The following is a 24560-nucleotide window of genomic DNA, read 5'->3' on the forward strand; positions in this document are numbered from 1 at the left end:
CGGCGGGCGCGGGTGAGTGACTCCGCGGTTGCTCGCCCGTCGCGGCTCCGCCAGGGCCGTCAGGTAGAGGGTATCGGCGTACCAGCCCTCGAAGCCGTTGTCGCGGTGCGCGTCCGGGTTGGCGTCGTCAGTTGTCGTTCGATGCGATGAGGATGAGGTTGCCGCAGGTGTCGTCGAACACGGCGGTCGTGAACGATGCCTGCGACGTGGGTTCTTGAGTGAAGCGAACGCCGTGACCGCGAAGTCGTTCGTACTCCTCGGACACGCTGTCGACCTCGAATGACGTGAACGGTATGCCGTCGCGGACGAGGGCGGCCCTGAACGGCGCAGCCGCGGGGTGCGCGGCCGGCTCGAGCACCAACTCGACGCCGTCGACTGCGTCGGGGGAGACCACTGTCAGCCACCTGTGCTCACCCATCTCCACATCACTCTTCGTGACGAAACCGAGAACAGTGGTGTAAAACGCGTGCGCCGTCGCCTGGTCATCGACGAGGACGCTGCAGACGGTGATCCTCATGGGACACAGGGTCGCACAGGCCATGTCACTCCGATGGGGATCGCCATGTACGCAGGGTTCCTTCGCTGTGGAACGGTTCACCGTTGATGGTGGTGAAGAACAACGCAGTCGGGGTCCTTCTGGGCGGCGCACGCTCTCGCTGACGGCGTTGTGCTGGCTCGGTCTCACGCTGACCGGCGCCAGCGCCAGTGGCACGTCGCGGCACCTGAGCCGTCGAACTCGGGCAGCACGGCAAGGTTCGAGCCTCGAGTGCCCCGCCGACATGGGTTCGAATGCGCCGACGCCTCGCTGCCGAGAGACCTCACGTTGCAGGAGTGTCAGGCGGCGTAACACGAGTACGCCCGTGGCGTTCGGTGGTGTTCAGGTCGGTCGAAGGTCCGTTTCCGTGCGGGTCGAGAACCGATGTCGTGAACCAATCCTGGATGCGCAACAACGAAACGCCCCGGCCGATCGACCGGGGCGTTTCGGTATCACGCTGTCAGTTGTCAGCGAACGGTGTTCCCGACAACTCGCAGTCAGTTGGCTGTTTTGGTTGCGGTCCCGTTCGTCCCAACGGCTCCGTTGCCGGCCCCTCCGGTGCCGGCCGCGCCACCCGTCCCGGCGGCGGGACTCCCGGTGCCGGCGAGGGTCGCGTTGCCGCCCCTCCCGCCGTTTCCACCGGTGCCGGCAGTGCTGGTGCCGCCGGCACCTCCTGCGCCGCCGGAAGGGAAACCGCCGCCGACCAATGAGGCGTTGCCGCCGTCGCCGCCGTCGCCGCCGTTGCCTGTGTCGCTGGTTCCGCCGGTTCCACCGCCACCGCCCCTGGGGAATCCGCTGCCGCTTCCCGTGGACGCACCGCCGGCGCCTCCGTTGCCGCCGTTTCCGCCTGCGCCCCGGGTGCCGGCCACAGATCCCGTGCCGCCGGTGCCGGCGAGTCCGCCACCACCACCGGCTCCGCCCGCCCCGCCGGCCGGCAAGCCGCCGTTGCTCGAAGCAGCGCCGCCGGTACCGCCGTCACCGCCTCGAGCCCCGCTCCCGCCGTCTCCGCCGATGCCTCGGGTTCCGGTCTGACCGTTCGTCCCGGAAACACGGCCGAAGCCACCGGTACCGGCCTCGCCGCCGGCGCCTCCGTTGCCGCCGTTTCCGCCGTCGCCACCGACCTGTCCCGCTTGGCCCGGCCCGCCTTCATAACCGGGAGTCCCCGCGGCGCCATTGGCACCCGCGACCCCGTCACCACCTGCCCCGCCGTCGCCCCCGCGGCCACCGTCGGCACCGTTTCCGCCTACCCCTTGCAGACCCGACAAGCCTGCAACGCCTGCCGATCCACCCGTGCCACCGATCCCCGCCGCGCCGCCGCTGCCCTGAGCCCCGCCCGCACCCGCGTTCCCGCCGTTGCCTCCCCTGCCCCCGACGGTCCCATCGGTCCCGACGGCTCCGGATGCGCCGCGCGCCGTGCCGTCTGCTCCGTCGATCCCGACTGCACCCGCGGTCCCGTTCACGCCGTTGCCGCCGTTCCCGCCATCGGCTCCGTTGCCGCCCGCACCGCCGCTCCCATTGGTGCCGGCGGCGCCCGTCGTGCCGATCAGCCCGCCGCGCCCTCCGGCGCCGGCGTTGCCACCCTGGCCGCCGTTGCCGCCTCCGCCGCCTGCGGTGCCGTCAGTTCCGTTGGCGCCGGGGGTCGAGCCGTCGAGACCCGAGGCCGCTGCGGCGCCGTAGCCGCCGTTTCCGCCGATGCCTCCGGCGCCGCCTGCTCCACCGGCGCCGAGCACGAGACCACCGTTGCCTCCTCGCCCGCCGGCACCGCCGACGGTTCCGTTTCCGCCGTTCTGGCCCGCGACGTCGCCGTTCGCTCCCTGGGCGCCCGCGCTGCCCGCGCCTCCCTGTCCGCCGTTGCCGATCAGTCCGGCATTGCCGCCGGCGCCGCCGGTCTGCCCGATGCCGCCGGCATCGCCGCCTCGGCCTCCGCTGCCGAACAGTCCCGCGTTGCCCCCGTGGCCGCCGTTGGCGCCGGCCCCGCCGTTGCCGAACAACAGGCCGCCGTCACCGCCGTTGCACCCGTCCCCCTCGCAGTCGGCCGAGGCGTCGGTTCCGTTGCCGATGAATACCCGGATCAGCATCGACAACGAGTCGGTACCCGCAGCGTTGCCGGTGGGCAGAAACGCATATCCGGCGGCGCCGGGGCCCAAACCATTCAGCGTCCGGGTCGCGAGCGGGGTGAAGGACAGTCGCATCGGTATCTGGGTGAACGACGTCGTCACCAACGGGCTCAACGCATTCGAGATCACCACCTGTCCCTCGGTCAGGGGGCCGGCAGGCTGTGGCGTCGATGTCGACCCGGTTCCGCCGGTACCGGCTGACGTGCGCGCGCCGATCGACCCGTCGGGAGCGGTACCGGAGGTGAGCGACGTCGTGCCGGTCGAATCCCCGGGTGTGGTGTTCCCGGTGAGGATCGCGACAGCGTGGGCGGAGAGTACGAGGCCCGCGGGCGGCGATTCGACCGGACGCTCGATGGCGACCGCAGACGGGGCCACCGCTCCCGTCACTGCCGCGACAGCTGCTGCCGCGGCAGAGGCTGCCACCATCGACCGAACCGGCCGTACGAATGTTGTCTGGGTGCGCACTGTCGTCGACCTTTCCTCGCCCGCTGCAGGGCTGTTCATCAGCTGTAACCGACGCTATGGCAGGAGGACTCGTCGCGTCGATGATGCGCAGCGCTGCTAACCGAAGTGCAGTAGTCCTTCGACGGGGCAGTAGTCCGGCCACGCTGTTGCCGTAGTCGTGCAGCACCGACGGCCGTCGCGGCCGCTCTGGACCGGGCTCGTGACGTGACTTTGCGGACGCCGGCTGAATCTCCTGCGGACGCTCTGCGGACAGAAAGTTCCAGGCCGTGGCGACAGGACCGAGAAACGAGGAAGCCCTGACCGGGTTTCCCTGGTCAGGGCCTCATCTGTGTCTCAACCAACACGTCGGGGTGGCGGGATTCGAACCCACGACCTCTTCGTCCCGAACGAGCGCACCTGGGAGTTTGGTGTTGTTGACGCAGTTGAGGATTCACTGTTTCTGCTGGTGAGCGGCGTTGTGGGTGTTTGTCAGTGAGGGCCCCTTTCGGTGCTGCTGCGGACTGCCTGCGGACTGGCCGGTTTCTCCCAGGTCGCGCTGACAGGTCGTTCAAACGCTCCTCCCATCAACCGTATTCGATCGATGTCTTGTCGTGCGCGATGTTCGCGCGAGGCCCGCCAAGCGGCCTGGTTTACCGCGGTAAACACCAGCGGCGCGAAGCGTCGGATGACATGTGGTTTACGAGCAGAGCTAGGAGGTGGAGACCATGGGTGTGCATGTGGTGATGAATCAGAAGGGTGGGGTCGGTAAATCGACGCTGGCGATGAACCTCGCAGCGGTAAAGGCAGACGTCCTCACCGATCCGGCAAGGGAGGGGGAGGTGTCGCCGGTTTTGGCGGTGTCGATCGACCCGCAGGGCTCGGCGGTGTGGTGGGCCGACCGGGTTGCTGATCTACCGTTCCGGATCGCCCAAGCCCACGACGACGTCGGGATGCTGGGTCGTCTGCGCCATCTGCCGGGTGTCGACCACGTCATCGTCGATACTCCCGGTTGGATCGGCGATACCCCGGGGGCGACGGACAACGGTGGCACCGGCTACGCGTTGGACGCCGTCCTTGCATCGGCGGATCTAGTGATCGTGCCCATTGTTCCCGAGCCGTTGGCGTTCGACCCGACTGCACGAACAATCACCAAGGTCATCGAACCATTGGGGATCCCGTACGTGGTGGTGGTCAACGACTGGGACCCCCGCGACGGACGCTCCGACCTCGAACAGACTCAGGCGTTCGTTCGGTCGCGCGGGTGGCCCCTGGCGCGCACCGTGGTCCGGCACTACAAGGTCCATTCGCGTGCCGCCGCCGAGGGACGCGTCGTCACCGAGTACGGATCATCCCGCGTGGCCTTGCAGGCCCGCGAGGACGTACAGCGGCTGTGCCTCGAACTCGAAGTCGGGGCCAAGTAGTGGCCGGCAAGGGAGGGCGCGTGGACCTCGCAGACCTAGCCGGCTCGGTCGGCGACAGCTCCGCCGTCGACGCACCAGGGAACTCTGATGGCGTGTTCCGCGCGAACGTGCCCCTCGGACAGTTGGTGGCGAACCCGCGCAACCCGCGCAACGAGGTGGGCAACCTCGAGGACCTCGCCACCATCGCCGACCGGCAACTTCAACCAGGCACCGTCGTGACGCGTGCGGCGTGGCTAGCTCTGTGGCCCGAGGATGCGGCGCAGTTGGGTGCCGCACGGTGGGTGGTCGTCAACGGCTGCCGACGCCTCGCAGCGTGCCACCACTACCAACGGGCTGGAATGGATGTCGTCATCCGCGACTCCCTCGCACACGACAGGCAGTCAATTCTGTGGGCGGCGATCGTGGAGAACATCGACCGCCAAGACTTCGACGTCCTGGAGGAAGCTCACGCCGTCGAACTCCTTGTCGCTGAGACCGGCAGCGCCACGGCGGCGGCTGAACGACTCGGGCGCAGTCCAGGTTGGATCTCCCAACGACGTGCGCTGCTCAAGCTCGCGCCCGAGCTGCAGCGCGCGTTGCGCAATGGCGAGCTCGCCGTACGCCTCGCCCGCTCACTCGCTCAGGTGCCACTGGCCCAGCAGGTTGACGCATGGCGTAAGGCGCAAGACCGCCGAGGAGCGGACCGAGAATTCCCTGGGGCCGCTGACGTCGCGGCGGAGCCGGTGACACCCGCGACGGTGATGTCCCGGGCATTTCGCAGAGTGAAGGCCCAACCAACGGATGTAGTGGTTGCCGTCTGTGAGATCTATGACGAGACCCAGATCAACGAGCTGATCGTCCTGCTGTCCCGAAACCGGCGTCTGTCGCCAAAGACGTAGCCAACCGGGTGAGCCCGCCCGTTAGGGGATGTCTAGCGATCGAACGGCGCCTTGACCGAATGCGCGTCCGCGTTGAAGGTGGGTGAGAATCAAATCAAAAGACGTGGTTCTCCGACACCGGTCCGTGTGTTCAGCTGGAGGTCAACATCGCTAGTCAGACGAGTTTCCCTGCATGGGTTTGGTTTCTTCCGCTCGAGGACCCACTAGATCTGCCCCAAGGGTCGATTCAGATGTTCACTGATCCGCGGCCCGCGCGTGACGAGGGTTGGACGCGTGAGGACTTTCCGGACCAAGCGCGGCCGGCCAGTTCGGTCATTTCCCTCAAGTTTTGGCAGATCAACGGGTCGGCTCAGCCTCAAGAAGAGCGAACCGGCCTTGGATTTACTGCGGCCCGGCTGGCATTCCCTGACTATTTTGACGAACCGTCGTCGGAGCAAAACTGGGCGACAGAACCAATGGCTCTCCCGGTGACCGTCGTTGAAGCCAGTTGCGTCCGATACGAGGTAGACGCACCGGAGACGCTGGATATCCCGCGACTCATGTTGGAGCAGGCGATAGAACGCGTGCAGCAGGTGCAACGAGCGTGTAGCTATGTCAGCGGCAGAACCGTGCGTCCGTTGACGCTGCAAACTCTGCCCCTTTCCATCCCCTAGGCGACGGCCACCGTGACCGCCCATGGGTTCGTCCCCGATGGTGGTGTGAACCTCTACCTTCTACCCGCGAACATGCGGGCGATCGCTGTGCGCTCCGATTTCACAGAAGACGACATGGACAGGGTCAACGCGTTTGTTGCTCGGGCCGAGGGCTTCCTTGGCGGAGCTCTCGCGTCGCAGTCCGAAGCCCGTTTGGCATTGACATTCCGAGGCGATACCCGTGCCAGTGTGCTGGCGAGCGCGACGGGATGCGAGATTCTGCTCGACGATTTACTCCGACACCTCCTCTGGGAGGACGGCCGCCGCCCGGAAGACTGCGTCCACATCTTCTACGACCGTGGGCAAGTGACGACAACGTTGAAGCGGGCGCTGAAGTACACGCAGGTCTTTCTCAAGGGGGACTGGAACACTGCTCAGCAGCCCGACCTCAACGCGTGGCAGCACGAAACCGCGCGTGTCCGCAATACCGTCGTACACGCTGGCTACCGCCCAACCCTGGAGCAGGCCTACGCCGCTCTCGACGCGGCTGACGGCCTGCAGAGCTATCTTGGCGACCTCGTTTTGAAGCTCACGTACAGGTTTCCCCGTACAGCGCTCATGCTGTACGGGAGAGACGAGCTGGTTAGTCGAAACCAGTTCACCGCGAGGGTCAGAGCGGTTCTTGACGACGATCAGACCAGTGGATGGACGACGAAGTTTGTGCGGTGGCGTTCCTGTGTTGAGCGGCTCATCGACGACGAGCTGTTCCCGGGCCAGATTGATTCCCCCTCGGAGGACATCGGGCTTGCCGCAGTAGTAGATCCGCCCGGACAGGTCACCTGGGTTCTTCATGACATGAACCGTCGCCGCGCCTGCAGGGCGCTAGTGAACGAGCAACTGATTCCTGAGCCCACACGGGCATCGCTGCGAACAGCGGCCGATGCCATTCCCGCGGACTCCTGCCCGCTTTCGATCGCGGTTGGTGACCTGTACTCGGCTGAACCAACGGAAGAGTGGGTATCAGAGCATCGAAGACTTCCCCTCCACGAAGTCATGGTCGATGGGAATGACTGGTACTGAAACTACCGTCCACACATGCTGGGCACGGATCGCGCGGCGCAGCAGCGACGTGGCACGAGACAGCGCCACAGCGCTGCCCCCGCGGCCACGATCTCACCGCCTGAGATCCATGCTGGTCGGATGGGTTCCTAATTGGTTCGTAACCCCAGCCGGGTTGCACCTGCCGCCCGGGGCGTCGAGCTGTCTTGAGTGGATGTCTCTGGGTTCCTGACGCGCGACGTCTCTACACAGACCGGCGCGCTCAACACGTGTCGGCGTTCCGGTGTGGTGGGTTTGTTGGTGTGGGCCGGGTGCACGGGATCCAGAGCTCTTATCTATGTTCGCGAACCGTCGAGTTCTTCGCATTGAGCGAGTCCGTGTACCGGGGCATCAATGACCACTGAGATGACGGACCCGTTGAGTCCTGCAATTAGGGCGTCGTACTGCCTCGTTGGCCCACAACCGCGTGACCGACCAAATGTGAATTGAGCAGGGAAGAGGTTATGTGAGCATCTACTGTGGGATCGACTGGGCCAGTGACCATCACGACGTGGCCGTGGTCGATGAGCACGGCACACCGATCGTGACTCGCCGTATCGCCAACGACGCAGCCGGGGTTAGCCAACTGTTGGAGACGCTTCACGACGCTGGCCGCGGCGAGGCGGATGTTCCGGTCGCGATCGAAACCGATCACGGCCTGCTGGTGGCCAGTATGGTCGCTGCCGGGTTGCCGGTGTACGCCATTAACCCGCTGGCGGCAGCCCGGTATCGGACGCGGCACGCGGTGTCGGGGGCGAAAGCTGACGTGACTGACGCAATTGTGTTGGCCAACATTGTGCGCACCGACCTGCATGCGCACCGCCCGCTGCCCGCTGATAGCGAGTTGGCCAAAGCGATCCGGGTCCTTGCTCGAGCGCATCAGGACGCGGTGTGGTCTCGGATCGCAATGGGCAACAAGATCACCGCGTTATTGGGTGAGTACTTCCCGGCCGCGGTAGCGATGGTGGCGATGCTCTCAGGCGGGTTGACCCGCTGCGATGTACGCACCATTCTACGGCGCGCACCCACGCCGACAATCGCTGCAACGCTCACCCCGGCGCGGCTGCGTGGGTTGCTGGTCAAAGCGGGCCGCGAACGCTACATCGCCACCCACGCCGCCTCGCTGCGCACAATCTTATCGACCAAGCATCTGCGGCAACCTGTCATGGTCGAAGAGGCGATGGCAGTGCACCTACTTGCGCTGCTCGATCAGTACGACGCCGCGGTAATCGCTGAACAACGCCTCGCTGCCGCGGCCGCCGAACGGTTCAACGAGCATCCCGATGCGCCAATAATCACCAGCTTTCCCGGCCTGTCGACAACCTCCGGTGCCCGACTGCTCGGTGAGATCGGCGACGACCGCGCACGGTTCGCTGATGCCCGCGGACTGAAGGCCTACGCCGGCGCTGCACCAGTGACCAGGGCAAGCGGCAAGAAAACCGTGATCACCCACCGCCGGATCAAAAACAACCGGCTGGAATCGGTCGGCACGTTCTGGACCCTGGCCAGCCTCACCGCCTCACCCGGAGCACGCGCGCACTACGACCGGCGCCGCGCCACCGGCGACTGGAACCGCGCCGCCCAACGCAACCTTTACAACAAATTCCTCGGCCAACTCCACACCTGCCTACAGTCCAGAACCCTCTACGACGAGGCCCGGGCCTTTGGTCATCAGCAACGCTCGATTGAGCACCGATCGGACCAGCTCATTGTCGAAATGGCTTCAGCGTGAGGGGTGCTCGCCGCCGTTGACGGCGAACGTTTGGGCGGTGATCTGGCGGGCGTGGGGTGAGGCAAGGAACGCGACAGTCTGCGCGATGTCTGTGGGCGTGCCGGCGCGTTTGGTGATGATTGCCTCGACCATGGATTCGACGCTGGTGTCGTCGAGTGCGTCGCGGAAGAACTCGGTCTCGCCGATGTAGCCGGGTGAGACGATGTTGGCGGTGATACCAGCGTCACCTACGCGGCGAGCGAGGTCGATGTTCCACGACGCTAAACCTGCTTTGGCTGCACCGTAGGAGCCTGCGCCTTTGTCGGCTGCGATAGAACCAATCGAAATAATTGCCGCGCCGGTTGTCATCGCTGGTAGCAACGCTTCAGTCATCAGAACTGCGCTGATCAGGTTGCTGTCGAGATTTCTACGCCATGCGCGGGCAACCTCGTCGAGCCCGACGGGGGCGGGGTGGTCGAAGTCGGTGTTGCCGCCGGCGTTGTTGACCAGGACATCAACGCGGCCGATCTGCGCAGCGAACGTGCGCACCGCCGACGGGTCGGTCGCATCGAGCTCGACGGCCCGTACCGCCCCGCCGAGCGCTGCGGCGGTGTCGTCGAGCACGTCACGCCGTCGACCAGTGACCACGACGTCGGTACCGTCATGGGCCAGTTGCTGCGCGATGGCCTTGCCGATTCCAGTCCCGCCTCCGGTAACCACGATTGTTGGCACTCGTTCTCCTCACTATGTATGTTTAGGTCTAAACGTGACGCTAGCGGAAAGGGACTGGTGATGCCAACAGGTGATGAGGTCGTAGACCCGGTCGATGCGATCGCTCTAGCGTGGCGGCGGGAGCGTCCGGATCTGCCCGTGGAATCGATCGGAGTCGTTACACGGGTGTGGCAGGCCGCGAAACTCCTTGGTGACGAGCGGACCAGGTTGCTGCGTGAACTCAACGCTGACGTGGCGACCATGGACCTGCTGTCGACCCTTCGCCGGTCCGGAAGGCCCTACCAGCTAACGACTCGTGAGCTCGCCGACGCCGCCTTGGTCACCGCTGGAGCTATTTCGCAGCGTCTCGCTCGCGCCGAGAAGGCGGGGCTAGTTCGCCGCCGGCCACGAGTGGACTCCCGCGTCGTCGACGTTGAACTCACCGCCGCGGGCCACCAGCTCGTCGACGACCTCGTAGCGAGGGTCCTGATCAACGAAGAAACCCTGCTGGCCGGTATGGAACCAGGACAGCGCCAACAGCTCGCCGATCTACTACAGCAGCTCCTTTCCCATCTCCAAGCGCACCTCGGGCCAGCGGAAATCAGCCACGTCGGAGACATCCCACCAACAACGAATTCGTCCCACACCGGGCCACCTGGCACCAGGCAGACCGACCAAACGCGGCCCACAATTTGACCTCTTAGCGGCCTGAGATGTCTGTGTGTTCGTCAAGTGGCCCCGGTGTTCGAACGGGATCTACGGACGTGGTCGTTTCTGGTCGGGGCCGCCGCGACGGGCCTGTCGTCATGTCGCTATGAAAGGCATAAAATGACCAACCCGCACACCGCACACCACATCGATGGGCCTGGCGATCTCGGTCAGATCACACAGGTCTTGATCGTCGGAGTCAACGCCAGTGACGCCGGTACCTGCGCCGTGCAGACCGCTGTGCACCTGGCCCGCCAACTCAACGCCCACTTGCGCGCCGTGCACGTACGCGATGCGGACGACACCCCGGTCGACCCCGACAACTCCGAATGGGAAGCCGACACCGAAGACGCAGTCGCCCGCATCCGTGCCCGCACCCTCGGCTCACTACAGCAAGCAGGATGGGATCACTGGTCCTACCGCGAGTACTACGGAGCCGCTGCTCGCCGGATCCGCGAGGACGCCGATACCCTCGACGCAGCGTTCATCGTGATCGGTGTTCCGCGCCGAGACCTCCTGGCCCGAATTGGTGAAGCCCTCGGCGACACCGTCGCCGCGCAACTCATCCATCAAGCCGATCGGCCGGTCCTCAGTGTCCCGGCCACGTCGTGAAAAAACTCCCAAATCGAACCTCCCCGGACTGACTTGCCGGCGGCGCTACCACAGTGGAGTGCATCGCCGAACTACAACGCGGCCGCGACCGCGGTCCGGAACGCACACATCGCCTGTGACCGAGGACACCGAAAGCAGGCAACAGCAAACGGCACCGAACAAGAACCCACCAGCCGCCACCTTCGCATCTGAGGCCCAATGGACCAATGCGGTCCCTGCACTCGAATCGGCCGTTGCGCGGGCGCGGTGCCCGCGGCGAGCGCCGCAATTGAGAGTGGGGATTGGCGGAGGCCTTCAGGCGAGGGCGAGGAAGAGTTTTTCGAGTTCTTCCTCGGTCATGGGTTCTTTGGCGTCGGGGTCTCCGGTGATGCATTCCCGGAGGCCCGTGGCGACGATCTTGAAGCCGGCTTTGTCGAGGGCTCGGGAGACGGCGGCGAGTTGGGTGACGACGTCTTTGCAATTTCGGCCGTTTTCGATCATCGAGATCACCCCACCGAGTTGGCCGTGTGCGCGGCGTAGCCGGTTGAGTACCACCGCGATGGTTTCGTCGTCTCCGGTCATGGGTTCCTCCCTTTTCGTGTCCGGCGAGTCTACCCCCGGGGGCATACCAACCTCTGGGCTCGGACCGACGTGACGTCAGTGGTTGTCGAGTGCGGCGATGGCGTTGCCGAGGAGCTCCGAGGCCCGGGCCGCGACTGGTGCGAGGCCGGCCTCGCCGGTGACCGACACCATCAGGTCGGGGTTCATCGCCTCGACGATCATGGAACGGCCACTGGTGTCGGAGGTGTCAGCACGGACGACGACGTTGCACGGCAACAGCATTCCGATCTGTGGTTGCACGCCGAGCGCCTGGTGGGCGAGGGTGGGGTTGCAGGCGCCGAGGATGGTGTAGGGCTCCATGTCCTCGTCGAGCTTCTTCTTCATGGTGGCCTGGACATCGATCTCGGTGAGGATGCCGAACCCCTGATCGGCGAGTGCGGCGGTCACTTTCTGCTTGGCGTCGTCGAAGTCGGTGTCGGTCAGTGTGGTGGTCAGTCCGAGGTTCATGGGGTCTCCTTTGTTGGTGGTGCTGAGAGGTGTGGGGTGATTCAGTTGTGGGAAAAACGAATTGCGGGTAGCGCCTTACGGAGCCAGGCGGGTGACCACCATCCGGCGTGTCCGGTGATGCGCAGCAACACCGGCAGCAGGATCAGTCGGATGAGCACTGCGTCGAGCAGGACTGCGACTCCCAGGATGATCCCCATCTCCTTCGGGGGGAGTGGATCGGCGAGTGCGAAGCTGAAGAAGACCGCGACCATCACCGCCGCGGCGGCGAAGATGACCCGTCCGGAATGGGCCATCCCGTCGATCTGCGCGGTGTGGGGGTCGCCGGTCTTCTCGTAGTGTTCCTTCGCGGTCGCCAGCAGGAACACGGTGTAGTCCATTGCGATCGCGAAGATCATGGCGAAGAAGAACACCGGCCCCCACCCGTCGAGGAATCCCTGCGGGGTGAAGCCGAGCAGCGATGCGCCGTGACCGTCTTGGAAGATCAGCTTGGCAACTCCGAACGCGGCCCCGGTGGAGAGCAGGCTGACGATTGTGCCCAGCAGGGCGATGATCGGCGCCTGCAACGCGATGAGCAGCAGCAGGAATCCCAGGGCGAGGATGACCCCGACGATGATCGGCAGGTAGTCGTTCAACGCCTTCTGTAGGTCGAGGTTCTCCGCCGGCGCCCCGCCGACCAGTGCGTCGGCGGGAACCCGATCACGCAGGGTGTCGAGGATCGACCCCATCTGCGGATCAGACGGGTCGACCGACGGAATTGCCTGTAGCAGTGCGTAGTCGGATCCGTCACGGGCCGGCTGCGGTGGGGTCACCATCGCGATGCCTGGACTCGATGCAGCGGTGGATGCGGTCGCGGCAGCGTCGGCCTGAGGAACGACGACCTGCAGCGCTCCGGGAGCGCCGGGACCGAACTGCTCCTGGACGAGGGCGTAGCCCTGCCGAACAGCCGAGTCCTGCGGCACCACCGAGATCGATGGCATCGCGATCTTGAGTCCGAACACCGGTAGCGCGAGCAGCACCAGGATGCCGAGTGACACGACGGCGAACGGCCATGGGTGCTTGTGCAGCAGCGTGCCCCACCGGTGAAACACCGGTGAGCGATGTTCCTGCCGTTTCGCATAGGGCAGTGCGACGGCGTTGACCTTGGGGCCGAGCGCGCCGAGGACGGTGGGCAACAGTGTGAGGGTCGCCGCCAGGACGAAGACGACGGCCAGCATGATCCCGACCGCCATGGTGCGCACCGCCGGAGCCGGGACCAACAGGACTGCTGACAGGCTCACCAGAACCGTCAGTCCGGACAGGAACACAGCTTTTCCCGCGGTGTCCATCGTCTCGATGACCGCACGGCGGCGGTCGCCGCTCTTGCTCAACGCATCCCGGAATCGGGACACGATGAACAGGGCGTAGTCGATACCGAGTGCGAGGGCGAACATCATGGCGAAGTTCATGGCCCACACCGAGATCGGGGTGATCTGGTTCAGCAGGACCAGGCCGCCTGCCGATGCCACCAAACCGGCAACGGTCAGCAGAAGCGGTAAGCCGGCGGCGACCAGTGATCCGAAGGCGAGGACCATGATCGCAAGGGTGACCGGCCAGGAGAACAGTTCGGCTTTGATCATCGCGTCGTGGTTGGCCTTGTTGAAGTCGGCCCACAACGCTGACGCCCCGGTGGGATAGACCTCGATGCCGTCGCGCGACAGGGCCGTCAACTCCGATTTGTGGTCGTCGACTGCGGCGACCATCTCGTCGGTTGATGCGTTCGCGCCGGCGATGAGGATGCCGGTGTGTCCGTCGCGGCTGATCGTCATGCCCGGCTGCGGTGCGACGATCTCACCGAATCGCGGGTCGGCGGACAGATCGCGGCCGATCTGGTCGAACACCGCCCGCATCGACGGGTCGGTGACGGTCGCCGTGTCGGAGTGGACGACAACCTGCACCGCCGAGGAGGCGTTGCCGCCGAAGTGCTGTTGGGCGAGGTCGCGGACCTGGACTGATTCCGACCCGTTGGCCTGCCATCCCGCGCCGGCCAGCGACGAGAACACCGAGGGCGCGAACGCTCCGAGGACGATGATCGCGGCGAGCCACGTCCCGAACAGGATCCGGCGATGGTCGGTGCCCCATCCGCCGATGCGGCCCAGCAGGCCCGGACGGGAGTCCCGTTCGGACGTCGAGTCGGACGCGTCGCGGGCTGTGTCGGTTCTGGTCATCGGTTGCGTCCTGTCAGTCGAGAGAAGATCGAGCGGGCGGGTTGGTCAGGGTGTCCGGCGCACCAGTTCGTTTCCGGCACTCGACGTTTGACATCGGCGACGTGGCGGCCGCACCCGGCCCAGGTGGTCTTGCCGCAGATGCGGCAGGTCACTGCGTGACACATCCGGCTCAGCCTTTCGTCAGGGTCGGAGGCCCTGACCGGGGGCGCTGCATCTGCGCGAACGCCGACGAGTGGGCGAGGACGACGACCGCGTCGAACAGTTCGGTGGCGGCGGTACCGGTGGGGATCTCGGTGATCACCGGGCCGAAGAACGCACGGCCATCGATCGCGACGATCGGCGTCCCCGAGGACTCGCAGTAGATGCGCACAGCGTGGGCGTGGGCAGCCTCGACGCGCTCGTCGAGCGTCGGGTCGTCAATGGCAGCAGCCTGGCCGGGGTCGAGACCACATTCGGTGAGCGCATCCCGTGCGACATCGGCAGTGATGTCCAGGTGCTCGAGGTGGACGCGACGACCCAACGCGGCATACATCTCGGCGAAGTGCGATGGGTCGACCGAGGCCAGCAGGCGCCCACCTGTCCGCGACGTGTCCATGTGATGCGCCATCGACGGGTCCATCTCGCCGCGCGCAATCACGTCCGCGTTCAGCGTTGCCAAGCTCATCTGCCGAAGTGTCAACGTCACGTCCTCGCGCTGTTCAGCGACGTCGGTGAGCCACCGCGACGTCGCCCATGCGAACGGGCAGGCCGGATCCACGTAGCAATCGACGCGTAATTCCATAGGCCCAATATACCCCATGGGGTATGTCTCTCACCAACCATTCGCCAGGTGGAACAATCTCACGATTCGAGGTGCGATCTGCCGCGTCCCGCGGGGTAAGTACTTAGTCAGCATCGAGTGGCCGTCATCGGGTTGCCCGCCCGCCGGGGCTGCATCTACCCGCATACACGGTGTGGCGGATCAGGAAATTGGTTCCTGCTGCATGTCTCGTGTAGCGCGGCCCATCGTCGCAGTGACAAGGGCCGCCGCTGAGATGGTTCTGCCTGGACGCGTCGTTGTGACCGCGGTGGTGACTATCGGAGTCGAGCGCTTCACGATTTGGCGTCCTTCAACCCACCTACGATCACTTTGAGATTGCTCCGAGCCGAGACCGAGGGGTGTATCCACGCTGAAGGTGGAGCCATCGCCGCCGCGGACGGTGTGGGTTCTTCACCAGTGCCGTGGCTAATCTTTACGAACAAAACCGGGAGGGTGGTCGTCCTACTTTCGATCGAATCGTACCCGCCGACCCCCGTAACAGCAGCGACTGGCGAAGCGCCCGAACTCAGCGGTTCTTAGCTAGGTTCGGCATGTGCTCGGGCGCGACGGATGCAGAGTAGATAGTTCCCGGCCACCAGCTGGCCGCCCCTAGAAGAACTGCCAGTGCTGGCACGACCAGCGTTCGAACCACGAACGTATCGAGCAGAAGACCAGCAGCGACGACGAAACCGATCTGGACCATGACATCAATTGAGCCGAAAGCCAACCCGAACATACTCGCCGCGAAGATCAATCCCGCCGAAGTTATGACCGATCCGGTACGAGCAACGGTTCTCAAGACGCCCAGTCTTCCAGTAACGGTGGTCTCCTCTCTCAGCCGCGACACCAGCAACATGTTGTAGTCCGCGCCCACGGCTACGAGAACGATGAACGACACCAGGGGTACTGGCCACGAAATGCCGTTGCCCAGGAGGTGTTGTAGGACAAAGACACCCATACCCAGCGCGGCGAGGTAGTTGAGGACCACAGTTGCCAGCAGATATATCGGTGCGACGATCGCCCTCAGTAGGAGTACCAGGATTAGTAGGACGATTAGCAGAGTGGCGATACCCAACAACTTGAAGTCATAAGACAGCAGGTCCTGCACGTCTGCGTTAATGGCTGGAAACCCGGCCACGGAAGCGCGATCGCCTTGAAGAGTAGTGTTCGGCATGGCGCTTTCGGCGACGTCATCGAGCTTGTTGGCCAAATCAATTGCATCAGCCGAATACGGGTCGTATGCAGTCTGCACTGCGAAGCGGACCATCTTGCCGTCCGGTGAGATAAACTGCTTGGCCAACTGACGAAAAGTCTGATCCTTGAGAGCGTCGGCCGGAAGATAGAATCCGGTGGCGGAATCGGAGCTGCCGACTGCCTTCTCAGGTGCCCGGAGTTGGGCGGCCACCTGCGACAGTCCTGCGAGCAGCTGTACATTGCTGTCCACCAATGCGGTCACACCGCCAGACAACTGACGAGCTCCGTCGGCGAGTGCGCCGACCCCCGTCTGCAGTTGGGACAGTCGGCTACTGAGGTCTTGTCCGTTGATTATCTGCAAGGCGGAGTCGAGAACATTCAACGAGTCCTGCAACTGCGCGACATCCGCCGCCCCCGGCGCGCGGATCCCACCAAGGCTCGTAGCGAAGTCCGCGAAGCGAGTGAGCGACTGGTTCTCGGCGAGCGAGCGGATGTCAGCGGTCTGTGTGCGGAGGTCGGAGCATTGTGGGATCTGCTTGCACCACGGGGCGTCGAGCGCGTTTAGCGCGGGAGCAACGGTATCCGCCGCCGACTGAGCCTGCCGAGCCAGTCTCGCCAGCTGTGGCGCCTGTTGCGAGAACTGATCGAGAGCCGGCGCCGCGCTTGCGAGTTCGTCCACCAACGGCCGGTACTGACTGAGTTGACCGCCTGCGGCCGAAGCCTGCCCGAGCAGACCTCCGAGTGGTGCGAGGTTGGTGGTGATCTGATCCCGCAGAAGTGCGAGGCCACCTGCGAGTTGCGAGGACCCGGTCTGGAGGAGGTTCAGGTCGCCCTTGCGTGCTTGCGCGTCTCCCGTTTGCTCGGTGATCTTGCTGCCGATCTGATCGTTCTGCCACGACAACTGTGCCTGTCGGAGTCTCTCACCGGTCGGACGTGTAACGCCGACCACGCGAGTGACACCCGGTGTCTGCGCGACCCGCGATGCCATCTGGTCGAGATCCGCGAGGCCTTGCGCCGTCCGCATGTCCTTCTTGGACTCCACGACCAAGAACTCCGAGATGATCGTGTCTTCGGGAAAGTGTCGGTTAAGAAGGGCGTATCCTTCGTTGCTCTCGGTGGAGGAGGGTTGTCCCTCGCGATCGTCGTACGTAATCCTCATCGTCGCGGCGATGAGACTGAGGCCGATCAGAACGACGATGCTGACAGCGAGAAGTTGCACCGGTCGCCGGACCACGAAAGCCCCGACGCGATGCCAGTATCGCCGCGTCAAGTCCCTGCGCGGAAGCCCCGCACCGTGTTTCGCAGCAAACGAAAGCACCGCCGGCAACAGCGTGACCGTTGCCAGGAAACCGATGGCGATGGCGATGGCGCACGCCGGTCCCAGCGTTCGAAACACGCTGAGCTTTGCGAATGCCATCGACAGGAAGGCGAGGGCGACAGTCGCCGCCGACGCCAACACCACGCGTCCGATTGTCCCGTTGGCGTGCGCAATCGCGACATCTGGCGTACTTCCGGAGCGGATGGCCTCGTGATACCTGCTTATTAGGAAAACGGAGTAGTCCACGCCGGCGCCGAAGATGATCACGGTCATGAACATCGAGGTGAACTGCGATACGGGCATGCCGATCTCACCCAGTCCGGACAGGACTCCACGACCAACCGCCAGGCTCATGCCCACCACCAGTAGCGGCATCAGGGCAGTGAACAGCGATCGATACACGATGAACAGGATCGCCGCGATCATGAGAACGGTCGCGAGGGTGATCACGAGCAGATCCGACTCGCCCACCTCGAGCTGATCGCTGAACGTGGCGGGCGGGCCGGTGATCCGCACAGTTGTTCCCGAGCCCTGGAATATTCGGTCCGCGATCTCGCGAACCGAATCGACGGCGGCGGCGGCCTCCGGACCACCGAGGGTGCCCTCCAGCGAAACCGGCAAATACCACGCCTTCTTGTCACTGCTCAGCGCCTGACTCTCGGTGAGCTGGTCACCGAGAAGGTCACGCACCGCGATGACGTGCTGACTATCAGCGCTCAGCGCGGCGACCAGTTCGCCGTACTTGGCACGGGTCTCGGCGTTCAGTCCACCCTTGTTCTCCATGGCCACGAAGACGGTGGTCTTCGCACCGCGCTCGTTGAACGCGGTTCCCATTCGGTCGAGCGTCTGAAACGATGGGACACTGGCTGGGATCGGGTCCACGGACTGGTCTCTGATCACCGACTCGAGCTGTGGAAACAACAGCGCAAGCCCGCCGGCGATGATGATCCACACCAATGCCACGAAACCCTTGCGGCGCAAGACGAGCCAGGCCAACTTCTCCAGCAGGGCGCTGTACTCGCCGTTCGCCGCAGCCTTCTTCGACGGTGGTTTCGGGGACGGACCGCTGTCCACGGTCGACGCGCTACGCACGTGTCTTACTTCCTCTCGAACGATTGGTCATGCATCGGTGCGGTGAAATGCGACGGGCCAATTGAGGAGAGCGTGAAGTCACCCCGAAACAACCGTCTGCTGGCAGATCAGCTGTGGTGTTCGCTCTCGGCGATCGCTTCCACTTCTTCTAGAGTGCTCGGTACGTGGTACGGCGGGCGGCTCTTGCCGCTCACTCGGTAGCGGCCCCAGAAGTCGACGTCTCCCACGACGCATTCGGCGCGTCCCTCGGGCGTCGACACCACCGCCACTGTCCGCTTGCCCTCCAGTACCGCATCGAGCGCGTCGTTCTTCTCGATCCGGCCGTACCAGGTGTACAGGCCGTTGAGCGGCTGGAAATAGCCCTTGATTTTGAGAGCGACAGGAATCTCTTTTCCTCGGCAGATCAGCACGGCTTCGCCGGTGTAGTCGAGATCGTGGTCGTCTGACATTGGGTCTCACTTTCGTACATCGCCGTTGACAAATTCGGTCGTAGGTGAGAATACTATCAGTACCGGGTACCTGGAGTAACAGGTACCTAACGGGACCACACCCCACCCGATCAACAAGGAGGCGTCAGATGACCATTCAAGATGTCGAGACCAAGACCACTGTTTCCACCGAAGGCCTAGCGCGTGTCAACGGACGGAAGCCGGTCGACATGCAGCGCTCGGCCGGCCGTCTACTCCGCTCGTCTGCCGAGAAGTTCTACGACGCCGAGATCGACATCGACTGGGAATCGCCGTGGGAAGAGGGCAAGCGCTTCCTGCCTGAGCATCGGGTGTCGCTCTACGGATCCAAGCTGTGGAGCAAGATGACAGACGAGCAGAAGTTCGAACTCGGCCGACACGAGATCGCGAGCATCCTCAGCTTTGGGATCTACGCCGAGAACTTGCTGAGTTCCGCGCTGTTGCGAACCACTGCCAAGGGGGCGATTACTGACGAGCGATCGCTCTACTCGTTGACCGAGATCGGCGACGAGTCGCGACATTCGATCATGTTTGCGCGTCTGATCAACAAGATGGGCATCGAGCCCTACCGTCTACCCAAGGGCTTCTTGAGCGTCGCCAAGATGCTGCACTTCGTGCCCCTCGGTCCATCGGTCTCGGGCGCGACGCTGCTGATCGAGGAGATCCTCGATCGCGCACAACGCGAGGCCATGAGCGACCCCGAGATGCAGCCGCAGTTGCGCCAGCTCATGAAAATCCACGTCCTCGAAGAAGCTCGACACATCACCTTTGCGCGCCTGGATATGGTCGAGGGAATGCAGCGTCGCGGTAAAATCTCGCGCGCGTGGCACCGCGGAGTGCTGGCGGTGATTGCCAACCTCGCATACCCGCTGCTGATCAACCCCAACGTTTATCCGGCCGTTGGAATCGGCCGTCTGCGCGGCTTGTTCGCACAGCAGACCAGCCCGCACTACCGAGTCAACATTCAGTTCATGTCGGAGCCGATGATCCGGTTCTTCCACGAAGCCGGGATGATGGAGGGCAAGTTCACCATGGCGATGTGGCGTCTGACGCGAAGCCTTCCCGACGATCTTCGGTGACCGACCGTTCTCAATCAATGTGAGCGGCGGCTTCGACGCCCCCAACTCGCTCGACCCAACTGCATCGCCAACACTCTTTCATTTAGGAGCATCATCCATGACGTCATCCACCACGAAGCGGTCACCACGCTCCGCTAAGACGCCCAAGTCCAACGAGCCGATCACAACCAAAGTATTGATCATCGGCAGCGGATTCTCAGGACTCGGGATGGCGGTGCAGTTGCGCCGTAAAGGGATCAACGACTTCCTCGTTCTGGAAAAAGCTGAATCCGTGGGCGGTACCTGGCGAGACAACACCTATCCGGGATGCGCATGCGATGTCCCATCTCTGATGTACTCGTACTCTTTCGAGAGCCGGGGTAGCTGGTCGAAGGTGTGGTCGTCACAGCCCGAGATCGAGAGATATCTACAGGAGGTCTCCGACAAGCGCGGGGTTACGCAGAAGATCCACTTCGGTCAGAAGCTGGTGTCGGGGTACTGGAGCGAACCCGAGTCGCGGTGGCATGTGCGAACCGAGGCCGGCCGCGAATACATCGCTCAGTATGTGGTGTCAGGCGTCGGCGCATTGCACATCCCGAACTATCCCGACCTTCCTGGAATCGAGAAGTTCACGGGTCAGGCGTTTCATTCCGCTCAGTGGGATCACTCAGTGGAGCTCGCAGGTAAGCGGGTGGCTGTGCTGGGTACCGGAGCAAGCGCAATTCAGTTTCTTCCATTCGTGCAGAAAGAGGCGGGCGAACTCACGGTGTTCCAGCGTTCACCAGCGTGGGTGCTTCCGCGGAAGAACTTCGCGGTTCCCGCCGGAATCCGCACAGTTCTCAGCAAGGTTCCGCTTACGCGTCGGCTCGCTCGCTGGTCGGTCTATTGGGGTGCCGAGAGCCTGGCATTCGGACTCAACGGCCATTCCAACATGATGCGTCCCATCGAGAAGGTCGCCAAGTGGAACATCAAGCGTTCCATCAGTGATCCGGTTCTCCGCGAGAAGCTGACCCCCTCGTACCGCATCGGCTGCAAGAGAATCCTCGGATCGAACGACTACTACCCGGCTCTTGCAGCGCCGAACACGACGGTCGTCACCGACCGGATCGCAGAGGTGACAGAGGACTCCATCGTCACGTCTGATGGCAAGTCTTACCCGGTCGATGTGATCATCTACGCGACGGGTTTCCACGTCACCGATGGCTTCGATTCGTTGGCGCTCAAGGGTGCCCGCGGTGAGGATCTTCCATCGCACTGGCGCGAGACGGGCATCAACACCCATCTCGGTATCACCACCGAGGGCTTTCCCAATCTGTTCTTTCTCCTCGGGCCGAACACCGGATTGGGACACAACTCCGTCGTTTTCATGATCGAACAGCAGATCAAGTACATCTTGAAAGTGATCGACGCGGTCGACAGCAAAGACGCACAGCGTATCGACGTACGGTCGGCCGTTCAGGGGAAGTTCAACGACGACATCCAAAGCAAGTTGGCCAACGGGGTCTGGACCAACGGTGGATGCACGAGCTGGTACCTGGACTCGCTGGGTGTGAATCGAACAGTCTGGCCCGGTTTCACTTGGCAGTACTGGCGCGCCACGAAGGATTTTAACGCCGCCGAGTACGAAATTGCCTAGACAGTGAACATTTTCAATCATCGCAGAGTGGGTTTGTAAAGTGACTATTTCGACGTCAGGTGACTACGCTTCGAGGGTCGCCGTGATCACCGGTGCCGCTTCGGGAATCGGTAGATCGTTGGCGATGCAGTTGGCCGAACGAGGGGCGTCGCTAGCCCTATCCGATATCGACGAGATGCATCTCAAAGAAACCGCCGACATCTGCCGGACCAAGTACGGCGCCACAGTCGAGGCCTCAGTTCTCGATGTTGCGGACCGCGATGCGTTCGGCGATTACGCCGACGCGGTGCAGTCATCGTTCGGTCAGGTCAACTTGGTGTTCAACAATGCCGGAGTCGCCCTCGGTGCGGATGTTGTCGACATGTCGTGGGCTGATTTCGACTGGCTCATGGGGATTAACTTCGGCGGCGTCGTTAATGGAACAAAGTCGTTCCTGCCACATCTGATCGCCTCGGGTGACGGGCATCTGATCAACACCTCGAGTGTCTTCGGTTTGATCGGGATTCCGAGCCAGAGCGCGTATAACGCCGCTAAGTTCGGTGTTCGAGGATTCACCGAAGCTTTGCGTCAAGAGATGAAGATAAGTCGCCATCCCGTGGTTGTTACCTGCGTTCACCCGGGCGGCGTCAAGACCAACATCGTGAACAACGCTCGTGGCGTTTCCGAGATGGGCGACACCACAACCATCGCGTCGATGTTCCAAAAGATTGCTCGGAGCACGCCGGAGAAGGCTGCGTCGACCATCCTCAAGGGTGTGGACAAGAAGCGAGCCCGTGTTCTGATCGGCGCCGACGCCCGTGGATTCGATTTCGTCGCACGCGTTGTCGGACCTCGTTACCAAGATATCGCAGCGCCCCTGACGCGTGCGGGATACGCCGTTGCCCGTAGGCGGGGACTCATCAAATGACGCTGGAACAGGACGCGCCTATGGTGGCACGATCGCGAGCTCGGGAACTCACCGTGGTCGACGTCGTTCAGGAAACTAGCGACTCGGTGACCATCTCGTTCGACGTCCCAGACGAGATTGTCGATGACTTCAAATACGCGCCGGGTCAGTTCGTAACCTTGAAGATCCCCTCAGACCGGAGCGATCAAGTCGCTCGGTGTTACTCGTTGAGCAGCTCGCCGTATGTCGATGATTTCCGTCTCGAGATCGGCGTCAAGCGTACCCGCGACGGCTACGCGTCGAATTGGTTGTGTGACAACGCGACGGTGGGTATGCGGATGACAGTCCTAGCGCCGTCTGGACAATTCACTGCGAAGAATCTGGACGTGGATATGGCGTTCTTCGCAGGTGGCAGCGGAATCACGCCGGTTCTCTCGTTGGTGAAATCGGCGCTGATTGCCGGCGCTGGTGAAGTGGTACTGTTTTACGCGAATCGCGACCTCGAGTCGGTAATGTACGGAAGCCAACTTGAGCAGATCGCGGTGGAGTTTCCTGAACGGTTTTCTATGGTCAGCTGGCTCGAGTCGGAGCGCGGTATCCCGACCGCGCAAGCTGTTGCGGAAATCCTGCGGGATCACAGGGGCGCCGAGATTTTCATGTGCGGCCCCGCGCCGTTCATGGACCTCGTAGAGCGGGCCACGGTCGAGTGCGGTGTGGACCATTCGAACGTCCATCGTGAGGTATTCCAGTCTTTGTCGGGTGATCCATTCGACACGGCGACGCTGCGGCGACTTAGCGACGATGACGGTGTCGCTACCGCAACCGTGTACCTGAACGGAGACTGCATATCCGTAGAGTGGCCGCGAAACACACCTCTACTCGATGTGCTCCTGTCGCAGGGGCACAACGCGCCTTATTCGTGCCGTGAAGGTGCGTGCAGTGCGTGCGTGTGCAGATTGGTCGACGGTGAGATCGATATGGTCCAGAACAACATCCTCGTCGACGAGGATGTGCAGGACGGTGAGCGTCTTGCGTGTCAAGCACTTCCGTTGACCGACGCGGTTACGGTGAGTTTTGATGGCCTCTGACATCCAGTTGGCCGCGTCCAAAACCCGGCGGATCAGAGAGGTCCTGTCGAAGGATGGGACGCGGTTATCCGTCGAAGAGTTCGGACTCGGACCAGACGCCCCGCTCTTGGTTTTCAGTCACGGGTGGGCTTGTCAGGGTCGGTTCTGGCGTCCGCAGATCGAGCACTTTGCCGAGTCGAACCGCGTAGTCGTCTACGACCAGCGCGGACATGGCGCGAGCGATCGCGGGCGCACTGCGTTCGCCCCCGCGGCGCTCGGTGATGACCTGGAGGCCGTCCTGCGAGCGGTGGTGACGGTGCCACGCAAAGCCCTCGTGGTGGGGCACAGCATGGGTGGGATGTCGGTGATGGCGTGGGCCGACGGCCATCCCGACTCGGTTAAGGAGCTCGTGCGTGGCGCTGTGCTGGCGAGCACCGGTCCGTCGGAACTTGTCAGCAAGTCGACGCTGATCGGATCGCGCCCGCCGGTGCGCGCACGTCTCGAACGCGTCTTCGGTGCCAGTCTGGCGGTGGCCGGCCCGGAGATGCCCAACACCGCACTCACCCGCCGGTTCGTAAAGTACGGAACCATGGGTAGACATGCCCAACCCGACGTAGTTGCCGAGTGTTGCGAGATCCTTCTGCAGTGCCCTCCGTCAGTACGAGCCGGCTGGGGCGGCGTTCTCGCCACCATAGACGTCGGTGCTGGTCTGAATGCCTTGTCGGTGCCGACAACGGTCGCCGTCGGCGATGCGGACAAGCTCACCCCACAGGCCCATTCCGCCGAAATCGTAAAACGGCTGGAACAGCATGGCTGGTTGCATGAGGCGGTGACCATTCCGCACGTCGGTCACATGATCAACTTCGAGGCCCCGCAGGCGTTCAACGGGGCAGTGAGTCGGTTGAACTCCGCCGTCAGCGACTAG

The 24560-nt window shown here is 63.5% G+C and carries 21 protein-coding genes; 12 read left to right on the forward strand and 9 right to left on the reverse strand.

Features of this window, described 5'->3' with window-relative positions; genetic code table 11:
- Positions 1-127 precede the first annotated feature (127 nt).
- Both ACQ7HM_RS11930 and ACQ7HM_RS11935 read right to left on the reverse strand, forming a co-directional pair.
- Positions 128-517: a VOC family protein gene (locus ACQ7HM_RS11930; protein ID WP_434216942.1), complete on the reverse strand. Its 390-nt coding sequence runs from the start codon at positions 515-517 to the stop codon at positions 128-130.
- A gap of 515 nt (positions 518-1032) precedes the next feature.
- The gene (locus ACQ7HM_RS11935) at positions 1033-3078 is read right to left on the reverse strand and encodes a hypothetical protein (RefSeq protein WP_434216500.1); all 2046 of its coding nucleotides are present in this window, start codon (positions 3076-3078) and stop codon (positions 1033-1035) included.
- A gap of 743 nt (positions 3079-3821) precedes the next feature.
- Here ACQ7HM_RS11935 and ACQ7HM_RS11940 point away from each other — a divergent pair.
- The 5 genes from ACQ7HM_RS11940 (at position 3822) to ACQ7HM_RS11960 (ending at position 8857) form a co-directional block, all read left to right on the forward strand.
- Positions 3822-4517, forward strand: coding sequence for a ParA family protein (locus ACQ7HM_RS11940; protein WP_434216501.1), 696 nt, complete (start codon positions 3822-3824; stop codon positions 4515-4517).
- A 20-nt stretch (positions 4518-4537) separates the two neighbouring features.
- Complete coding sequence (locus tag ACQ7HM_RS11945; RefSeq protein ID WP_434216502.1) at positions 4538-5395, forward strand: ParB/RepB/Spo0J family partition protein; 858 nt, start codon at positions 4538-4540, stop codon at positions 5393-5395.
- A 230-nt stretch (positions 5396-5625) separates the two neighbouring features.
- Entirely contained in the window at positions 5626-6048 is a 423-nt protein-coding gene (locus ACQ7HM_RS11950; RefSeq protein WP_434216503.1) for a hypothetical protein, read from the forward strand.
- Positions 6049-6060: 12 nt separating this feature from the next.
- The gene (locus tag ACQ7HM_RS11955; RefSeq protein WP_434216504.1) at positions 6061-7107 is read left to right on the forward strand and encodes a hypothetical protein; all 1047 of its coding nucleotides are present in this window, start codon (positions 6061-6063) and stop codon (positions 7105-7107) included.
- Positions 7108-7591: 484 nt separating this feature from the next.
- On the forward strand, positions 7592-8857 hold the full coding sequence (locus ACQ7HM_RS11960) for an IS110 family transposase (RefSeq protein WP_434216505.1): 1266 nt from the start codon (positions 7592-7594) through the stop codon (positions 8855-8857).
- Here the strand turns inward: ACQ7HM_RS11960 and ACQ7HM_RS11965 are convergent.
- On the reverse strand, positions 8849-9568 hold the full coding sequence (locus tag ACQ7HM_RS11965) for an SDR family NAD(P)-dependent oxidoreductase (RefSeq protein WP_434216506.1): 720 nt from the start codon (positions 9566-9568) through the stop codon (positions 8849-8851). The two genes, ACQ7HM_RS11960 and ACQ7HM_RS11965, sit on opposite strands and share 9 nt — an antisense overlap.
- A 60-nt stretch (positions 9569-9628) precedes the next feature.
- On the opposite strand from ACQ7HM_RS11965, the gene ACQ7HM_RS11970 reads away from it, so the two are divergent.
- Both ACQ7HM_RS11970 and ACQ7HM_RS11975 read left to right on the forward strand, forming a co-directional pair.
- Positions 9629-10243, forward strand: coding sequence for a MarR family winged helix-turn-helix transcriptional regulator (locus tag ACQ7HM_RS11970; protein ID WP_434216507.1), 615 nt, complete (start codon positions 9629-9631; stop codon positions 10241-10243).
- A gap of 45 nt (positions 10244-10288) precedes the next feature.
- Positions 10289-10867 (forward strand): universal stress protein, encoded by a 579-nt coding sequence (locus ACQ7HM_RS11975; protein WP_434216508.1) that lies wholly within the window; start codon positions 10289-10291, stop codon positions 10865-10867.
- A gap of 294 nt (positions 10868-11161) precedes the next feature.
- On the opposite strand, the gene ACQ7HM_RS11980 is transcribed toward ACQ7HM_RS11975, so the two are convergent.
- The 6 genes from ACQ7HM_RS11980 to ACQ7HM_RS12005 all read right to left on the reverse strand — a co-directional run bounded on the left by ACQ7HM_RS11980 (position 11162) and on the right by ACQ7HM_RS12005 (position 18970).
- Positions 11162-11428 carry a metal-sensitive transcriptional regulator gene (locus ACQ7HM_RS11980; protein WP_045821406.1) on the reverse strand — a complete coding sequence of 89 codons (267 nt, stop codon included), beginning with the start codon at positions 11426-11428 and terminating at the stop codon, positions 11162-11164.
- Positions 11429-11503: 75 nt separating this feature from the next.
- A complete protein-coding gene (locus ACQ7HM_RS11985; RefSeq protein WP_434216509.1) occupies positions 11504-11914 on the reverse strand; it encodes a DUF302 domain-containing protein in 411 nt (136 codons plus the stop codon).
- A gap of 41 nt (positions 11915-11955) precedes the next feature.
- Positions 11956-14118, reverse strand: coding sequence for an MMPL family transporter (locus ACQ7HM_RS11990; RefSeq protein ID WP_434216510.1), 2163 nt, complete (start codon positions 14116-14118; stop codon positions 11956-11958).
- Between the two features lie 169 nt (positions 14119-14287).
- The gene (locus tag ACQ7HM_RS11995) at positions 14288-14917 is read right to left on the reverse strand and encodes a mycothiol-dependent nitroreductase Rv2466c family protein (protein ID WP_434216511.1); all 630 of its coding nucleotides are present in this window, start codon (positions 14915-14917) and stop codon (positions 14288-14290) included.
- A gap of 526 nt (positions 14918-15443) precedes the next feature.
- A complete protein-coding gene (locus ACQ7HM_RS12000; RefSeq protein WP_434216512.1) occupies positions 15444-18503 on the reverse strand; it encodes an RND family transporter in 3060 nt (1019 codons plus the stop codon).
- Between the two features lie 125 nt (positions 18504-18628).
- Positions 18629-18970: a DUF4873 domain-containing protein gene (locus ACQ7HM_RS12005; RefSeq protein ID WP_434216513.1), complete on the reverse strand. Its 342-nt coding sequence runs from the start codon at positions 18968-18970 to the stop codon at positions 18629-18631.
- A gap of 128 nt (positions 18971-19098) precedes the next feature.
- Between ACQ7HM_RS12005 and ACQ7HM_RS12010 the strand changes: the two genes are divergently transcribed.
- The 5 genes from ACQ7HM_RS12010 (at position 19099) to ACQ7HM_RS12030 (ending at position 24560) form a co-directional block, all read left to right on the forward strand.
- Complete coding sequence (locus ACQ7HM_RS12010) at positions 19099-20067, forward strand: AurF N-oxygenase family protein (RefSeq protein ID WP_434216514.1); 969 nt, start codon at positions 19099-19101, stop codon at positions 20065-20067.
- Between the two features lie 97 nt (positions 20068-20164).
- Positions 20165-21682, forward strand: coding sequence for a flavin-containing monooxygenase (locus ACQ7HM_RS12015; protein WP_434216515.1), 1518 nt, complete (start codon positions 20165-20167; stop codon positions 21680-21682).
- 40 nt (positions 21683-21722) lie between these two features.
- Complete coding sequence (locus tag ACQ7HM_RS12020; RefSeq protein WP_434216516.1) at positions 21723-22589, forward strand: SDR family NAD(P)-dependent oxidoreductase; 867 nt, start codon at positions 21723-21725, stop codon at positions 22587-22589.
- On the forward strand, positions 22586-23656 hold the full coding sequence (locus ACQ7HM_RS12025; RefSeq protein WP_434216517.1) for a 2Fe-2S iron-sulfur cluster-binding protein: 1071 nt from the start codon (positions 22586-22588) through the stop codon (positions 23654-23656). The genes ACQ7HM_RS12020 and ACQ7HM_RS12025 overlap by 4 nt, the downstream gene beginning before the upstream one ends.
- Positions 23646-24560 carry an alpha/beta fold hydrolase gene (locus tag ACQ7HM_RS12030; protein ID WP_434216518.1) on the forward strand — a complete coding sequence of 305 codons (915 nt, stop codon included), beginning with the start codon at positions 23646-23648 and terminating at the stop codon, positions 24558-24560. Before ACQ7HM_RS12025 ends, ACQ7HM_RS12030 begins: the two co-directional genes overlap by 11 nt.

The organism is Williamsia sp. MIQD14 (assembly GCF_051025635.1).
Taxonomy (GTDB): domain Bacteria; phylum Actinomycetota; class Actinomycetes; order Mycobacteriales; family Mycobacteriaceae; genus Williamsia_A.

Bases quoted from the DNA above. Each gene is read 5' to 3' on its own strand.
- ACQ7HM_RS11930 (WP_434216942.1), bottom strand. From the start codon at position 517: ATGAGGATCACCGTCTGCAGCGTCCTCGTCGATGACCAGGCGACGGCG.
- ACQ7HM_RS11935 (WP_434216500.1), bottom strand. From the start codon at position 3,078: ATGGTGGCAGCCTCTGCCGCGGCAGCAGCTGTCGCGGCAGTGACGGGA.
- ACQ7HM_RS11940 (WP_434216501.1), top strand. From the start codon at position 3,822: ATGGGTGTGCATGTGGTGATGAATCAGAAGGGTGGGGTCGGTAAATCG.
- ACQ7HM_RS11950 (WP_434216503.1), top strand. From the start codon at position 5,626: ATGTTCACTGATCCGCGGCCCGCGCGTGACGAGGGTTGGACGCGTGAG.
- ACQ7HM_RS11970 (WP_434216507.1), top strand. From the start codon at position 9,629: ATGCCAACAGGTGATGAGGTCGTAGACCCGGTCGATGCGATCGCTCTA.
- ACQ7HM_RS11980 (WP_045821406.1), bottom strand. From the start codon at position 11,428: ATGACCGGAGACGACGAAACCATCGCGGTGGTACTCAACCGGCTACGC.
- ACQ7HM_RS11985 (WP_434216509.1), bottom strand. From the start codon at position 11,914: ATGAACCTCGGACTGACCACCACACTGACCGACACCGACTTCGACGAC.
- ACQ7HM_RS11990 (WP_434216510.1), bottom strand. From the start codon at position 14,118: ATGACCAGAACCGACACAGCCCGCGACGCGTCCGACTCGACGTCCGAA.
- ACQ7HM_RS11995 (WP_434216511.1), bottom strand. From the start codon at position 14,917: ATGGGGTATATTGGGCCTATGGAATTACGCGTCGATTGCTACGTGGAT.
- ACQ7HM_RS12005 (WP_434216513.1), bottom strand. From the start codon at position 18,970: ATGTCAGACGACCACGATCTCGACTACACCGGCGAAGCCGTGCTGATC.
- ACQ7HM_RS12010 (WP_434216514.1), top strand. From the start codon at position 19,099: ATGACCATTCAAGATGTCGAGACCAAGACCACTGTTTCCACCGAAGGC.
- ACQ7HM_RS12015 (WP_434216515.1), top strand. From the start codon at position 20,165: ATGACGTCATCCACCACGAAGCGGTCACCACGCTCCGCTAAGACGCCC.
- ACQ7HM_RS12025 (WP_434216517.1), top strand. From the start codon at position 22,586: ATGACGCTGGAACAGGACGCGCCTATGGTGGCACGATCGCGAGCTCGG.
- ACQ7HM_RS12030 (WP_434216518.1), top strand. From the start codon at position 23,646: ATGGCCTCTGACATCCAGTTGGCCGCGTCCAAAACCCGGCGGATCAGA.